This is a genomic window from Tatumella sp. UBA2305, assembly GCF_002345795.1.
Taxonomy (GTDB): Bacteria; Pseudomonadota; Gammaproteobacteria; order Enterobacterales; family Enterobacteriaceae; genus Tatumella; species Tatumella morbirosei.
Genome location: NZ_DDVT01000002.1, coordinates 92,920 through 108,909, shown reverse-complemented (window position 1 = coordinate 108,909; position 15,990 = coordinate 92,920). Strand labels below are relative to the sequence as shown.

The following is a 15,990-nucleotide window of genomic DNA, read 5'->3' as shown; positions in this document are numbered from 1 at the left end:
GGCGGGTTTTTTGCTTTCAGAAAGCCGAACCCGTCATCGAACAAGGTTCGATATACTCGCCTCATCCCTGAGGCTCGCCCCTGCGGGGTTGGGCTGGCGCGCAATACAACTGTGTTCCCGACACAGTTGTCCGGGTTCGGGCACCATTATTTAGAAGAACCCGCCTCTGGCGGGTTTTTTGCTTTTGAAAAGCCGAACCCGTCATCGAACAAGGTTCGATGTACTCGCCTCATCCCTGAGGCTCGCCCCTGCGGGGTTGCGTTGGCGCACAATACAACTGTGTTCCTGACACAGTTGTCCGGGTACGGGNNTTGCTTTCAGAAAGCCGAACCCTTCATCGAACAAGGTTCGATATACTCGCCTCATCCCTGAGGCTCGCCCCTGCGGGGTTGCGCTGGCGCACAATACAACTGTGTTCCTGACACAGTTGTCCGGGTCCGGGCACCACTCATTTAGAAGAACCCGCCTTTTACAGTGACATTCCTGATTAATACGTTGTGACAGAAGAAAGACAGGAAAAACACCGGAAAACTGGCAGTTAATGTGGTTTCGGCTCCGGGTGTTCAACTGATGACTACCCGCATGAAACCATCATATTTTGTAGAATAACGTGTTAGTCGCAATCGGTGACTGCACAAAGCCAAAGTATTCGTAGAACGCTTTAGCCTGCTCATCAATTGCATGTACCATAATAGCCTTGATGCCGACCTGAGCCGCCAGATTTGAAACGCGTACCACGGCATCATTCAGCAACCATTTCCCGAAGTTATTGCCCTGAGTAGATACGTCGACTGCAAGTCGGCCCAGCAAAACAACGGGTACAGGATCGGGCATATTCTGTCGCAGGCTACGACTTAAGCCGACATGACTCACTGAGCCTGTCGCAATGGAATAATACCCTACCACACACGTAGTGCCTTCAGGACAGATGACGAATGTACGGGAAGCATTGAGATGCTGATTCTTCATCGCACGTCGGCGAAGCCAGTCATCAAGTATCTCATTCCCACAATCGAACGAGTGAAGGACATGCTCTTCTGTCAGTAAAGCAGGCGCAGTGACATTTATTTCCATTCAGGTTTTACATCCATCAGCCGCTGACGACCTTCAACATTCTGCACAGGGGCTTCGAGCTGTCTGATGAACTCCTGATAACGGGCATCATCAAGAACGAACACGCGCTGGTCCAGAATAATGTTCCGGGCCTCATCAACAGCCCTTTCAATGATGAAATCAGTACGGTTTTTATTAACCAGACTCGCAGCGTAGTCGATCACTGCGCGTTCTTCATCCGTGGCACGGATATTGATTTGCTTATCACGAACGGACTTACGGACAGTAGTTGGCATAATTACTCCTGTAGGTAGCAAATTGCTATACAATCATAGTAGCCCGTATGATAGCAAATTGCTATACATGGTTTTTTCATCAGAAGCTGAAAGAAAAAGTGCCATACTGAGCTAACGCATGAGGGGGGTATAATGATATGAATCCGCTACGAAATTGCGTAAATGGCTGTCCGGAAAATGCCATGGCGACACCGGGCTTTGATCAAAAAATCAATAATGTGAATATTCCTGCTCCGTCTTTTATTGCATCTGGCATTGCGCTGATACCATGACGATCTGTTGTGTTTCAGAAACTGACACGCACGTGTCCTGTTATTTTTGAGGCGTTTTTTTTGCTTTTGCAAAGCCGAACCCTTCATTAAACAAGGTTCGATATACTCGCCTCATCCGTGAGGCTCGTCTGTTCTCCTGGCCTGTTGTTACTGGCTTATCGCATTTGCAGAATAATCACATTACTGCTTGCAGGATCGGTGCGTTCACGAAGTTGTTTCACTGACTCCTGTTTCACGGTCGTACCGGTATTGCCCCAGGAGGTTCTGATAAAGCTTAATACATCCGCGATTTCTTTATCAGAGAGTTGCTTGCGAAATGGTGGCATTCGGTAAGCGTCCGGCATACCATCAGCAACAACCCTGGCTGAACCATTCAGGGTCACATTTATGGATGACGAATCATCAACCAGCATGGAGGTCGCCCCTGCCAGAGGGGGGATCCACGGAGCCTGGCCCTTACCATCAGCAGCATGACAACTGCTGCAACGCGTCATAAAGGTCTGAGCACCTGGCGTTCTCAACCTTTCGGATACGGTCAGTTTGCTCATGGTAGAATCATCATAATGCCACTCCTGCTGCTGATTATTGCTACCTGCCGGGAGGGATTTAAGATAATGAGCGATAGCTTTCAGGTCATCATCACTCATGTACTGTGTTGAATTATTGAAAACATCAGCCATTGAGCCGAAAACAACACCGTGCTGATTACGTCCGGTTTTCAGGAAAGTAAATATATCTCCTTCACTCCAGCGTGCTAAACCGGTGTTGGCATCACCTCGCAGGCTGGGGGCGTACCAGCCATCCAGTGATGCACCCGCCAGAAAATGTTCACTGGAGTCATCCAGGCCTTTTTCATTGAAAGCCAGGCTACGGGGGGTATGGCAACTGCCACAATGTCCCGGACCTTCGACCAGATAGGCACCCCGGTTCCATTGCGGATCCTTCCCGGCTTTTGGCTGCCACGAATTGGTTGGGGTAAACACGGTATTCCAGAATGCCAGTGGCCAGCGCATATTTAATGGCCATGGTATATCGCTGGGTTTATTTTGCTGGTTAACGGGTTTTACATCCTGTCTGAACCAGGCATAAAGTGCGCGGATATCCTCATCACTCAGTTTTACATAGGAAGGATAGGGCATAGCGGGATATAGCCGGTGCCCATCCTTAGCCACCCCTTTTCTCACGGCACGATCAAAATCTGCAAGGCTGTAGGAACCAATACCTGTCGCAGTGTCCGGGGTAATGTTGGTGGTATAGATATTACCGACGGGGGTGGCCATCTTAAGGCCACCTGCGAAAGGCGCTCCGCCAGGGATACTGTGGCAGGCAACACAATCACTCAGGCGGGCAACATATTCTCCTTGTTTGAGCAGTTCTGCCGTTGATGCATCCATCTTATCACTGGAAGCAAAAGGCGAAGAGGGTTCCCGCAACGCCCAGGCGGCACAGGTAATGATAACGATCAGCAAAATAAACAGTGCAATACCAATCCTGCGTTTTGTCATTTTGTTATTCTCCGTATCGGGTCAGGATCAGGTAAAGTCAACGCGGGACAATGGCATGCTACGCACCCGCTTGCCGGTTAGCCTGAACACCGCGTTGGCTACCGCAGGTGGAACAGCGGGAAGTGGTGGCTCACCAATACCTCCCATCTTCTCTCCACTTTCAACAATCTTCACATGGACTTTAGCCATCGCAGACGGAGGTAAAATAGGGTACATATCATAATTACGCGCTACAGGTTGCCCCTGTTCAAAAACACTTTCTTCCAGAAGCACCTGTGACAAACCCAATGCAACGGCACTGTTCACCTGCGCCTCAATGATGGCCGGGTTGACGATGCTGCCAGGGTCAATGGCCTCCCAGACGTCATGGACTTTCACTTTGCCATTGAGGATTGAGACCTCAGCGATAGCAGCAGCTTCGGTACCAAAGGGAGAAGCCATTGCAATGCCACGCGCGCGCTGAGAGCCATCCGCAGCAGTGAAAGGCCCCGGTTTCCATCCCCCTGACAAGTCAACGACAGCATTCAGAAGAGTGGTCAGCCTTTTATTCCCCTGCAATAAATGCAGCCGCAGTTCGAACGGGTCTTTACCGCCAGCATGAGCGATTTCATCAAGGAAGCTTTCATAGAGAAAATCATTCATTGAATTACCCACGGATCGCCAGTAACCCACCAACACGGGACCCTTTTTATAGATTTGTGCGATGCGTCGGTTTGGTATGGCATATGGCTTATGAGTGAGCCCCTCAACCGCTGTCTCATCCAGTTTTTCTCCCCGCTTACCTGCGATTCCTTCAGTAGGGCCTTCAGTAATCGTCACAACGTCCAGTGCGACCGGGTAACCTGCTTCATCAAGCCCGGCATTAAAGCGCACCGCAGCCATTGGGCGACGGGTATCGCGTAAAAACTCCTCCTCGCGACTCCAGATAACTTTTACAGGGCGTCCAACCGCCTTCGCTAACTGTATCGCCTGGGGGTAGACCATGGCTGTGTCATAAACAAAATGTCTGCCAAAGAAACCACCAAGCAGTGGAGAATGAATAAAGATCTTTTCGGCAGGTAAGCCGGTTCGCTTTGCTACATCAGCCTGAAACATTTCCGGAGCCTGATTTGGCATCCACAATTCAAGAGAACCGTCGGCGTTAAAACGGGCCAATGCAGAAGGGGGCTCTAACTGGGCATGATTGAGATATTGCGAGTGATAAGTTGCCTCAATCTTACTGTGTGCTTTACCCATTGCTTCATTAACGTCTCCCTTCGCTTCAGCCTCGTCTCCATTACCGGGTTCTTTAGCCAGAAGTTCGGCAAATTTGTCCGAGGAAAAATCTGCTGGCATATAACGATCACGCTCATTTTCTGCAGGCTCATTCCAGCTGACCTGTAATGCCTCGGCGGCTCGTTTCGCCTGCCACCAGCGCTCAGCAACTACGGCGACTGCACCAGGTAAACGATGAACAGAGTGAATGCCCTTCATGGCCGTCACCTGGGTTTCGTTACGGATTTCGCCAGCCGTCAGACCGATTCGTGGTGCATGCTGAACTGCGGCTTGCAGCATGCCCTCAACTTTACAGTCGATGCTATAGATAGCTTGTCCTGTCGATTTGATATGCATATCAAGGCGGGGAATGGGTTTACCAATCCAACGAAACTGACCGGGGTCTTTAAGTTTAACCTCTGCAGGATCAGGGACTTCAATATCCATAGCCTTGCCTGCAAGCTGGCCATAGGTTAATGAACGGCCAGAAGCAGAATCGATCACTTTACCGGGCTCAGTAGTCAGCGATGCTATGGGGGCATTCAATTCTGTAGCAGCAGCCTGAAGTAACATTTGACGAGCCAGCGCCCCCAGGCGACGCATCGTGTGGTAACTCATACGTACCGACATGCTGCCACCGGTAATACGAATACCAATATCCATCACCTGATATTCAGCACCTGCGGGTGCATTCTCGACAATGAAGGTCGCCGGATCAGCATCCAGTTCTTCACCGACTATCTGTGCCATAGCGGTAAAAATACCTTGTCCACCTTCAACAAACGGGCAGAGAAAACGAATACTGTTATCAGGGCGGATTTCAAGAAATGCGGGGACTCGTGTCCCTGGCGGCAGGGGATCCTTAGTCCCCTGAGCTCTTGCCTGACCAACAGGCAGACCAAAGCCCAGAACAAACGCACCAACAGCCGTTCCGGCAGACGCGAGCAGAAAGCGACGACGGGAGAGGTTGGTCGCCTGGCCATCTTCCATCTGGCTTAATTTGCGGGAAAGAAACTCAGGAAGTCTTTTCATTCCTCACCTCCTCACTGGCGACTTCATGAATCGCGGCACTAATTGCGTTATAGGTACCGCAACGACAGAGGTTGACCATAGCGGCGGCAATTTCTTCCTCTGTTGGGTGTGCGACCTGCTTTAACAGCGCGGTTGCTGCGATAACCTGCCCGGACTGACAGTAACCACACTGAGGAACCTGATGCTTTACCCACGCAGCAACGACACGTTTACCTACATCATCTGTATCAATCGCCTCAATAGTCGTAATATGTTTGCCCTCCAACTTGTCGATGGGAGTTACACATGAGCGAATTAGCTGCCCATCTACCATCACTGAGCAGGCTCCGCATTGTGAAAGACCACAACCATATTTGGTACCCGTCATACCAAGATCATCTCTGATGACCCATAGTAGTGGGGTATCGCCCTCAGCATCGATCTGAACGGTTCGGTTATTGATAAGAAGTTCCATAGCTCTCCGGTAAATAATGAGTTTGTTATTATTAAAGTGGATTCACCCGTCAGATGGGGCAGCGAATCCATGGTGGCAGAGTCAGGCATTACAATGTAGAAGCGTGGGAAACCCGATTTCCACGACCAATGACCAGTGAGGAAATCACCAATAAAATAATGCCGCCGGTAAAAGAAGCGATGACGGAGATATGGTCCAACAGTAGACCGCCAAAAGCGCCCCCCAGCATGATCGACAACTGAATACAGGCGACCATTAATCCGCCGCCGCTTTCAGGTTCATCACTCATCGCCTTAGCCAGCCAGGTTGACCAACAAACAGGCACCGCAGCATTTACCGCGCCCCACAGAACCATCATGCAGGCGACTCCGGTAACGGACTTATCCATCAACAACATACCGAGCGTTGCAACAGCCATAACCACAGGCAGCCATCGCAACATGCCATACAAGTGTTCTTTTTCGAGTAAGCGTCCGGCAGCCCAGGTACCCATAAATCCTGCTGCACCTAATCCCAGCAACAGTAATGAAAGTTGGTCAGCCCCGGCCCCGGTTTTAGTTTCAAGAAACGGGCGAAGATAGGTAAAAGTTGTAAATGCCCCGGCGAAACTAAACATTACGGCCAGCATGCCAAAACCCACATTACGACGCTTCAGCAAACCGAATACCCGGGAGACCGGAATCGCTTTTTTCGGAGGCATTGCCGGAAGACTCACTAATTGCCAGATAATATTGATAATCACCAACGGGACTAAACCCCAGAAGACAGCTCTCCAGCCAAGCACACCACCAAGCCATGCACCAATAGGGGCAGCAAATGCGGTAGCCAGAGAATTTCCCATATAGATCATTCCCAGGGCTTTGGGGACCAGGTTTTCTGGCACTAACTGTAATACTGTGGCCGTAGAAAGTGACCAGAATCCACCAATAGCCATTCCTAAAAAAGCCCGGGCGACCATCAGCAGGGTGAAATTAGGTGCCAGCGCAATCATTATTAATGAACTCAGCATCAACAGGGTCATGGCGAGTAAAATGTGGCGACGGTCAAAGCGGCCAGAAAAAGACGCGATTAAGAGACTGGTAAATACAGCAAAAAATCCTGACACGGAGATAGCTTGTCCTGCCATGCCCTGAGTGGCATGAAGGTCATCAGCTATCGGGGTCAGTAAGCTCACAGGCATAAACTCTGAGGCTATAAGCATGGCAACACAGAGTGTCATGGACCCAACCGCGCTCCACATTTGTTTATGGGAATGGTGTGGTGTGGACGTCGAGATCGTCATAAAGTCCTCTTGGAAAAGGTTTTCAATCAAGTTGTTTGTATGCAATGGATAAGAAATATGTCAGGAGAATTAATAAAAAAAGTAGGAATTTGGTGGTGATACCAGTTTATCATTTTGATAAGTAACAATGACTATAACATTTAAATTTGTTTCTTATAAATGAAAGTGGCTAATAGCGCTTGTTAGTATTATTCATTAATCTGTTGGTGAAAAAGTGTCATGATAAATAATGTTCAGGGGTGGAATTTGATTAAACCCGGAAAATCGTCATCTGTTTGTTTGGGTGGGGTTTTCATCAGTGAAAGTCTTTTTAGGACGCTGTCAGCAGGCTGATTAATTTTTTGCAGGACACTATCAAGTGCAAAATCTCGATATTCAGGTTTTAAATGAAGGATTGAACTGGCTAACAGAACAGGATATTTGGCTTTGTACGGTATTGAGTACATTTGGTTCTTCCCCTCGTCCTCCCGGAACGATGATGGTTATCCGGCAAGACGGAAAGTTATGTGGGTCACTATCCGGGGGATGTGTTGAAGAAGACTTCCTGATTCGGATTCTTTCTTCAGAGTTTAGTCTTGCATCACAGGTCGTTCGTTATGGTGACGGAGGTTTAACGCCTGACCGAAGCCTTCCATGTGGTGGGGTGCTGGATATTCTGGTTGAAAAACTCCCCCGGGGAGAAAACAGTCTTGCCTATCTTCAACAAATGAAAAACGCAATCAGTGGTGCTTTAACACTGAAAAAGAGTATTGAGTTGCCCTTACCCTGCACACACCTTCAGCCATGCAGCTATTCGAGTAGCACCATCGCACATTATGATGCTCACCAGGTCAACCTGACACTGGCTGCCGCACCCAGACTGATTATCGCTGGCTTATCCGTCGTTGCCAGTTTTTGTGCAGGTTATGCTGTTTCATTGGGATTTGAGACGATTGTGTGTGAAAACCGTCCGGAGGCTTTAGCCAATTTTTCCGGTAGCCTGGGAAATGATGTAAAGGTCATTGAACAGTTTCCTGCCAGCTATCTGGAAAAATATAGCTGCCATGCGAATACTGCTATTGTTTCATTAACACACGATCCACGTATGGATGACCTCACAATAATGGAAGCTATCCATACTCCAGCGTTTTATATTGGAGCAATGGGTTCGATAAAAAATAGCATGCGTCGCTTTGAGCGTTTACGCGATATAGCTGAACTCACAGATGATGATTTGCAGCGAATTCATGCACCGATTGGTTTACCAATAGCCAGTAAAACTCCTGCTGAAATCGCTTTATCGGTGATGGCAGATATTGTGCGACATAAAAATGGTAAGGCAGGATGGCAATAGATAGCCCCCTGCACTATAGATTCTGCCAGTCAACATCAGGGCAGGTATTTGATTAGTTGAATTTTAAAGATGGAGCTCTGTATCGAAGAGCATCCACTACCATTGAGAACACCGTAGAAGGCTGGCGACGAGTTGGGTAATACAGATAATACCCTGGAAATGATGGGCACCAGTCTTTAAGCACGTGAGTCAATTTTCCTTCTTCCAGATAAGGTGAAAATTCTTCCACAGGGAGTCTTGCTATTCCAAGTCCGGCGAGAGTGGCATCCACTATATGTACCGATGTATTAAAAACAATCTGTCCATCGACGCGAATATTTATCTTTTTTCCGCCATTTTCAAATTCCCATTTATAAACCCCACCTGCGGTAACCATTCTCTGATTTATACATTTATGATGAGTTAAATCACGAGGGGTTTTCGGGAGTGGGTTTTTAGAAAAATACTCAGGAGAAGCTACCACTGCCATATGTGAAATTGGTCCAATTGGAACTGCAATCATATCTTTTTCGATGGTGTTTCCGAGGCGTACTCCGGCATCAAACCGTTCCGTTACAATATCGGTAAAACCATAATTGATGTTAAATTCAATCCTGATGTCAGGATATTGATGCATGAGTGGCGATAGCTTTGGTAATAATATTGTACGCAGAACGTGATCGCTACAGGTAATACGGACTTTCCCTGCGGGTTTATCCCTTAGTTCCGTCAGGTTTTCCAACTCACTCTCGATGTTATCAAAATATTGCCCAATAGACTTAAGAAGTTTTTCCCCCTCAGCTGTTGGTGCGACACTCCGGGTGGTTCGGGTAAGGAGCCGTATCTGTAGACGAGACTCCAATGACCTTACAGATTTACTTAAGGCTGACTGCGTTACTCCTAACATCGCAGCAGCTCGTGTAAAATTACCTTCACGCGCAACAGCGATAAAGTAAATTAAATCGTTCAGGTTTCTCTTTATCATATCCCCCCTTTGGAAAAAACTTCAAACCGTGCTTATAGCATTATTCAAAATACTTTATTAACGAACATTCAAGCGAACAATCTCATAGTGAGTTTAAGTAATTTCCAGAATATTTCACTTTACAGGACATTGATATAATTAATCAATCGAGATAATTCAATGAATAATTTCTCAGCTGAGATGGCCAACTAACAATTTAAATACACACAACATCATTTACCAATGGGGAATCACACAAAAAGCTAGTGGAGAGAATATAACTTATGCACTTGCTAATGTGTTGCTTAATACCAGATGGACGTTTTGCAAAACCATCTGGTTAAGTGCTGTCAGTTGGTCAACAGTTGTTGAGCTGGATAACTATCCGCACATTGTTTAAGAGCGATGAGCTGGCCATCCTTCACAGTCCAAAGGTGGGAAAAGCGCACATCTGCTTTTCTTCCATCTTTGCCAACACCGTGATATTCGCCAAAGACAAACACATGGTTATCCTCATCGCCGAAGTATTCCTGTGGTTCCGTACTCCAGGATGCAAACAACGGCATGAACTGTTCAAAGAAATCCTTCATCGTACTGTCGTGGCCATAATATATGCCACCCTTCGGGAATCCAGGTGCTATATCCCAAACAATGTCCGATGAAAACAGTTCTTCAATGATTTCCGGTGCAGCCCCAGATTCGTATAGCCGCCGAACAAGAGAAATATTATCAATCTTAGACATGTTCACTCCTTAAAATCATCTTGAGTATTTAAAAAAAGTAGTGACTTATTTTTCGCTGGCCTAAAGCGATGACATATCAATGACGAAACGATATTTCACATCACCTTTAAGCATACGATCATAAGCCTCATTGATCTGCTGGATTTGAATAACTTCAACATCTGATGTAACACCATGTTCGCCACAGAAATTCAGCATTGCCTGCGTTGATGCGAGACCACCAATAAATGAACCTGCAATAGCTTTGCGTCCAAATACCAATGATCCTGCAGAAACAGCTTCATTAAGCGGCCCCATATACCCAACCAGTACCAGAGTGCCGTTAAAATTCAGTGTTGGCAGGTACGGATTGACATCATGTTCATACGGAACGGTATCGATAATTAAATCGAAACTTCCTGCTACTGACGTCATCTGCTGATGATCAGTCGAAAGCACCACATGATCTGCACCAAGTTGGCGGGCATCATTCTCCTTACCAGGCGATCGGGTAAAAAGCGAAACTTCAGCACCGAGTGCTTTAGCAAGCTTCAGAGCCATATGACCAAGCCCACCCAGCCCGACAACAGCAACACGACTACCGCGGCTAATCTTCCATTGCTGAAGCGGCTCCCAGGTGGTGATTCCTGCACACAATAGCGGTGCAGCTCCTGCCGGATCTAATCCATCCGGAATGCGTAGTACAAATTTCTCCTTAACAACCATCCGTTTTGAGTAACCACCATAAGTAGGATGATGGTCATATCGGTCGGTACTATTATAGGTAAAGGTCGCCCCCTCAATACAGTGCTGTTCAAAACCCTGACGACATGGATTGCAATGCTGGCAGGAGTCAATCATACAACCAACACCAATAGTATCGCCCGGTTTAAACCGCGTAACGGCATCGCCAACCTTTACAACTTTCCCGATAATTTCATGTCCGGGCACAACTGGATAGCGCGTATATCCACCGTGATTTCGTGCAATATGAAGATCGGTATGGCAGACACCACAATAGAGAACATCCAGAACAATATCGTCCTGCCGCGGTTCACGTCGTTCGAAAGTAAAGGGGACCAGATCTTGCTCCGCAGAATGAGCGGCATAACCAAGAATTTTCATATTAAAAACCTTCTGTATATTCTCAGCTCTTTCCTGCGACAAACTGATTAGTAAGCTCAGCAACTCGTTTACCTAAATGCTTAGCTGTATTGAGATCGCTCTTAATCGGTGAAAGTTCCGGGGATTCGTCTTTTGAAAAGGCCATTGCACCTAGCCAGCTGCCTACACGGTTGAGTTCTTCATCACTTTTACCGGGGAAAAGATCCAGCCCTGCCCAGATCATGCCATGCTGAGCGGCAAACAGGGACAGCGTCACCAGTGAATTAAGCTTATCTCCATGCTGTGAACCAGAATTCGTAAACCCGGCTGCAAACTTATTACGCCATGTCTGCGGAACCCATGCCGTTCTGGTTGAGTCTTCCATAAATTGCTTAAAGCGAGCACTGACTGTTCCATTATAGGTCGGCGAGCCGAAAATGATTGCATCGCTTTCGGCAAGTTGGTCCCAATCAAGAAGGCCATCAGCCACGGCGATTAGTCGTGCTTCTGTGTTAGCAACGCTGCTCACGCCTTCAGCAACTGCTTCTGCTTGTTTTTTGGTATGGCCATACCCGCTATCGTAGACAATTGAAACAATCATGTTTCTTCTCCTGCATGATGAATAGTTAAGCAATTCTGCCCTGGTACAGCATCAACTGGAAGTGGCAGGTTGGTTGAACAAATATCAACTTAAAGTTGATAATGAACGGCAACTCTATGGATAATCAAAACACGAGAATGGTCTGGAGGAACGTATGGATTCATCACATCAGGTTAGAAAAATTTATTCCTTTATTAACGCGGCGGATACTGGAAGTTTTGCAGCGGCAGGGCGTACTCAGGGGATTACCTCAGCGGCAGTGAGTAAAAATGTTGCCAGTCTGGAAAAAGAGCTTGGCGTGCGCCTGTTTAACCGAACCACCCGGACACTTAAGTTGACCGAAGAAGGTGCCGCTTTCCTGCGCGAAGCGAGAGTAGCATTGACCGCCCTGGATGCTGCTATGAATAACGTGGCAGCACAACGCTCAGAACCACAGGGTCGGGTACGTATTTCAACCAGTGTGGCAATTGGACAAGGACAGCTTATGCCGCTGATCCGCGGACTTCTTTCACGCCATAAAGGTCTGTCTGTTGCCGTCGACTTTGATGACCGCATGGTGGATCTGGTTCGTAACGGTTATGACCTTGCATTACGAGGAGGACATATCCACGATTCGGCATTGATTTCACGCCCTGTATGCCGTCTCAACTCGGTGCTCGTAGCTTCAACTGATTACCTTTCCCGGTATGGGGTGCCTCGTACTCTTCCTGAGCTTGCGCATCATAAATTTATTGCGCGTCGTTTTTTAGGGGGAGCTGTCGATCCCTGGAACTTTATATCTCATGATGGCAGCATAACGACGATGATACCTGCTGAAAATGCTGTTTTGACGCTCTCTGCACCTGAAGCTATAGTCGGAGCAGCCCTTGATGGTATTGGTGTCGCCCAGGCTGCAGTGCATCTCGCTTTTGAGCATTTATTATCTGGTAAGCTTAAAGTTATTATGCATGAGCAACACCACCCGGGAAACTATGAAATGGTGCTTCAATATCCACACCGGGCTTTGATCGCTCCTCGCGTAAGAGTGACCGTGGATTACCTGCTGGAAATGTTTGCCGCGAATGAGGCATTACATGTACCTCTGGAATCACTCATTTCTTTCTCTGTATGATGTCAGGTTATTTGTATCAGATATAGAATGACGATTACTGCTAATGAATACGGCCTCCAGGGTGGTAATGAAATATTGATATTTTCTCCGAAGTCAATGTCGGGGGAAATCATGCATCCAGTATTTTTTTACTAACAGGAGAAGAATAACTGGCGACGTAAATATAACCATTGCTGGCATAATTCATCAACTTTATAACCTGGAGTTGAAAGGTTTTTTCTAAGCCAGAAAAATTCTGGCTCTCTGATTTAGCCTGATATTGGTAGGAGAATAAATCAATTCACATTTGTGAATTCGTCTCAATATGGCATTGAGATAAATAAAATTATATTTTTCCTACTGTTTACTAAGCTAATTTTTTAGTTGCGTTACTTATTAAAATTTAACCAGATTCACGTGTCATGATTTGTATGTTAATTAAATGATTAAAGTGTGTCGGTATAATTATAAAATACTCTTATTTGCGTGAAAATACTGCCCGGGGGAGTCTTTTTAATAGTTATCGGGGAAGTTTTCTTGATTGGTTCAATGTTTATCTCTTTCAGTTTATTTAGTTCGTTTGCCGCTGACCTTGGGCTTTCTTATCATTCAGGATATAAAGGAGAATACAATGCAATATAAATTTTTGGGCCGGACCGGACTACGTGTTAGCCGCATAGCTCTGGGGACTATGAATTTCGGAGAATTAACGGATGAGGAGTCGAGCTTTAACATCATGGATCATGCTATCGATGCCGGTGTCAATTTCTTCGACACAGCCGATGTATATGGCGGCCCGCAATCTCCTGATATCGAAAAAGGCTATGGGACGTCTGAAGAAATTATTGGCCGTTGGCTGGCTAAAAGCAAAAAACGTGACAACATTGTGTTAGCCACCAAAGTGTACCAGCCGATGGGTACAGGTCCTAACGATAAATATCTTTCTGCCTACCATATTAAACGCGCTTGTGAAGCCAGCCTGAAAAGACTAAACACTGACCACATCGACCTTTATCAGATGCATCATATTGATCGCTCGACTCCGTGGGAAGAGATTTGGCAAGCGATGGAGCAACTTATCCGTGAGGGTAAAATCACTTATGTTGGAAGTAGTAACTTCGCTGGCTGGGATATCGCTACGGCGCAATACACCGCCACAGCGCGCAATCTGCTGGGGATTGCATCAGAGCAGAGCTCTGTATAACCTTACACAACGTACTATTGAGCTTGAAGTGATCCCGGCAGTGCGTCATTTTGGCATTGGTCTCATTCCCTGGAGTCCGATTGGTATGGGGCTACTTGGCGGAGTATTACGTAAAATCGCCAATGGCCGAAGAGCCTCATCTTCCTTACAGCAACAGATCAATCAACTACGACCTCAACTGGAAGTTTACGAGGCATTATGTGACGAGCTGGGTCAATCACCGGCCGATGTTGCATTAGCCTGGCTATTACACAACCCGGTGGTGACGGCAACAATTAGCGGGCCGCGCACTGTTGAACAGTTGCAGCAGAATCTTAATGCTCTTTCAGTCAAACTTACGAAAGATACGTTAGAAAAACTCGATGAAATCTGGCCGGGCCCTGGCGGTGAAGCCCCTCAAGCCTATGCCTGGTAATCGACTCTTGTAATTTTTATTCAACCAACTGCCTAATCTCTGGGCTGGCCGAGGAGTTATGTATCATGAATGCCATTAATGATAGATGTCATTCTGGCTACATTCTGGATTGTCAACAAGGGCAGAGCGACCAACGGCAACTCTTGATGTTTCCAGGATATCTCCGGCCCACAACACCTGGCCATATTCCAACGATGGATAACATCAGATGCGTTGAAGTCCTGACACCATCAGGACCCCGAAAAGATTTATGAAGCATTTCTGGCGAGTTCGCGGAATGTGCAGGCGGGCCACTCTGGTGTCCGGTGAAAGATGTCGTGTGGGAATGTTGAACTAATTACAGATAACCGATTGAGAGTCAGTAAACCTTAGATTGTTCAGCTCAGTTGATTAACCGTCTGGTCATTTCCCCCTGTAACGAAGGGCCTCCACAAAAGCCATAAAGGCCGGAGAGCCCTGTCTACGATGGGGATAATAAAGATGGAAGCCCTGGAAGGTCGGACTCCAGTCAGTCAGCACTTGCATCAGTACTCCGTTGGTGAGATGGGGTTCGACCATATAGTCAGGAAGGTACGCAATACCAATACCATCCAGTGCTGCATTCAACTGATGAATGGTGCTGTTAGCCGTAAATTGTCCGGTCGTCTTCACAGTAAAATGATGATCGCCTTTTTCAAACTCCCAGGCATAGATTCCGCTAGATGCCGAATGGCGTATATTAATACAGTTATGCTGAATAAGATCCTGAGGAATTTTAGGCACTGGATTTCGCAGAAAATAGGCAGGGGTGGCGACGGCAGATAACCTCCAGTCCGGGCTTATCCTGACGGCAATCATATCCTTGTCTACTGATTCTCCCAATCGGATGCCGGCATCAATACGTTCGCGGACAATATCCGTAAAACCATAGTCTATACTGATTTCAATCTGGATATCCGGGTAGGTTTCCAGAAATTGGGTTAACACCGGACGGATAAGGTATTCAACAACATCATCTGAACAGGTGAGGCGAATGGTACCCGCAGGTTTACCCTGCAGCGCACTCATTTTCTCCAGTTCGTAATAGATCTGTTCATACAACGGCCCGATGGCATTGAAGAGCGTTTCGCCTTCCTCAGTCAGGGCAACACTGCGGGTGGTTCGTGTCAGCACCCGGTATCCTAGTTTCTCTTCCAGTGCCTTGATGGTGTGACTCAGAGCCGAAGGTGTGACGCCAATATCCGCCGCCGCACGGGTAAAGCTGAGTTGTCTCGCCACTCTCAGGAATGCCTGAAGATCATCCATACTGTTTTAGCCTCATTTTCACGTTATCCCTTTTATATTAATTCAATTCATGACTGTATGCTATTTACCAGCAGAATGTTCTTCCTGATGAGCATTTTGCGGATAAAGAGATGATTATTGATTTCCTCTCATAAGGGAATTAACTT

At 47.0% G+C, this 15,990-nt stretch carries 13 protein-coding genes and 1 pseudogene; 3 read left to right on the top strand and 11 right to left on the bottom strand.

All coding sequences use genetic code 11. The annotated features are described in order from the left end of the window. Window positions 1-591 precede the first annotated feature (591 nt). The 6 genes from B3Z23_RS01230 to B3Z23_RS01205 form a co-directional block, all read right to left on the bottom strand. A complete protein-coding gene (locus B3Z23_RS01230; protein ID WP_294900445.1) occupies window positions 592-1,074 on the bottom strand; it encodes a GNAT family N-acetyltransferase in 483 nt (160 codons plus the stop codon). Then, window positions 1,065-1,349 (bottom strand): DUF1778 domain-containing protein, encoded by a 285-nt coding sequence (locus B3Z23_RS01225; protein ID WP_294900442.1) that lies wholly within the window; start codon window positions 1,347-1,349, stop codon window positions 1,065-1,067. The genes B3Z23_RS01230 and B3Z23_RS01225 overlap by 10 nt, the downstream gene beginning before the upstream one ends. A gap of 427 nt (window positions 1,350-1,776) precedes the next feature. Continuing rightward, window positions 1,777-3,126 (bottom strand): c-type cytochrome, encoded by a 1,350-nt coding sequence (locus B3Z23_RS01220; protein WP_294900439.1) that lies wholly within the window; start codon window positions 3,124-3,126, stop codon window positions 1,777-1,779. Window positions 3,127-3,153: 27 nt separating this feature from the next. After that, entirely contained in the window at window positions 3,154-5,412 is a 2,259-nt protein-coding gene (locus B3Z23_RS01215) for a xanthine dehydrogenase family protein molybdopterin-binding subunit (RefSeq protein WP_294900435.1), read from the bottom strand. Continuing rightward, complete coding sequence (locus B3Z23_RS01210) at window positions 5,396-5,866, bottom strand: (2Fe-2S)-binding protein (protein WP_294900432.1); 471 nt, start codon at window positions 5,864-5,866, stop codon at window positions 5,396-5,398. Before B3Z23_RS01210 ends, B3Z23_RS01215 begins: the two co-directional genes overlap by 17 nt. A gap of 88 nt (window positions 5,867-5,954) precedes the next feature. After that, a complete protein-coding gene (locus tag B3Z23_RS01205; RefSeq protein ID WP_294900429.1) occupies window positions 5,955-7,148 on the bottom strand; it encodes an MFS transporter in 1,194 nt (397 codons plus the stop codon). 358 nt (window positions 7,149-7,506) lie between these two features. Here B3Z23_RS01205 and B3Z23_RS01200 point away from each other — a divergent pair, with 358 nt between their 5' ends. Beyond that, on the top strand, window positions 7,507-8,481 hold the full coding sequence (locus tag B3Z23_RS01200) for an XdhC family protein (protein ID WP_294900426.1): 975 nt from the start codon (window positions 7,507-7,509) through the stop codon (window positions 8,479-8,481). A gap of 52 nt (window positions 8,482-8,533) precedes the next feature. On the opposite strand, the gene B3Z23_RS01195 is transcribed toward B3Z23_RS01200, so the two are convergent. From B3Z23_RS01195 to B3Z23_RS01180, 4 genes are all read right to left on the bottom strand, one after another. After that, a complete protein-coding gene (locus B3Z23_RS01195; RefSeq protein ID WP_294900465.1) occupies window positions 8,534-9,442 on the bottom strand; it encodes a LysR family transcriptional regulator in 909 nt (302 codons plus the stop codon). Between the two features lie 332 nt (window positions 9,443-9,774). Beyond that, window positions 9,775-10,167 (bottom strand): nuclear transport factor 2 family protein, encoded by a 393-nt coding sequence (locus B3Z23_RS01190; protein ID WP_294900423.1) that lies wholly within the window; start codon window positions 10,165-10,167, stop codon window positions 9,775-9,777. 60 nt (window positions 10,168-10,227) lie between these two features. Then, window positions 10,228-11,271, bottom strand: a complete 1,044-nt coding sequence (locus tag B3Z23_RS01185; RefSeq protein WP_294900420.1) for an NAD(P)-dependent alcohol dehydrogenase — start codon at window positions 11,269-11,271, stop codon at window positions 10,228-10,230. Window positions 11,272-11,293: 22 nt separating this feature from the next. Continuing rightward, window positions 11,294-11,851, bottom strand: a complete 558-nt coding sequence (locus B3Z23_RS01180; protein WP_294900418.1) for a flavodoxin family protein — start codon at window positions 11,849-11,851, stop codon at window positions 11,294-11,296. 154 nt (window positions 11,852-12,005) lie between these two features. Here B3Z23_RS01180 and B3Z23_RS01175 point away from each other — a divergent pair, with 154 nt between their 5' ends. Continuing rightward, complete coding sequence (locus tag B3Z23_RS01175; RefSeq protein ID WP_294900414.1) at window positions 12,006-12,962, top strand: LysR family transcriptional regulator; 957 nt, start codon at window positions 12,006-12,008, stop codon at window positions 12,960-12,962. 610 nt (window positions 12,963-13,572) lie between these two features. Further along, window positions 13,573-14,560: pseudogene (locus tag B3Z23_RS01170) on the top strand (aldo/keto reductase). Between the two features lie 402 nt (window positions 14,561-14,962). Here the strand turns inward: B3Z23_RS01170 and B3Z23_RS01165 are convergent. Then, a complete protein-coding gene (locus B3Z23_RS01165; protein WP_294900411.1) occupies window positions 14,963-15,844 on the bottom strand; it encodes a LysR family transcriptional regulator in 882 nt (293 codons plus the stop codon). Window positions 15,845-15,990: the final 146 nt, after the last annotated feature.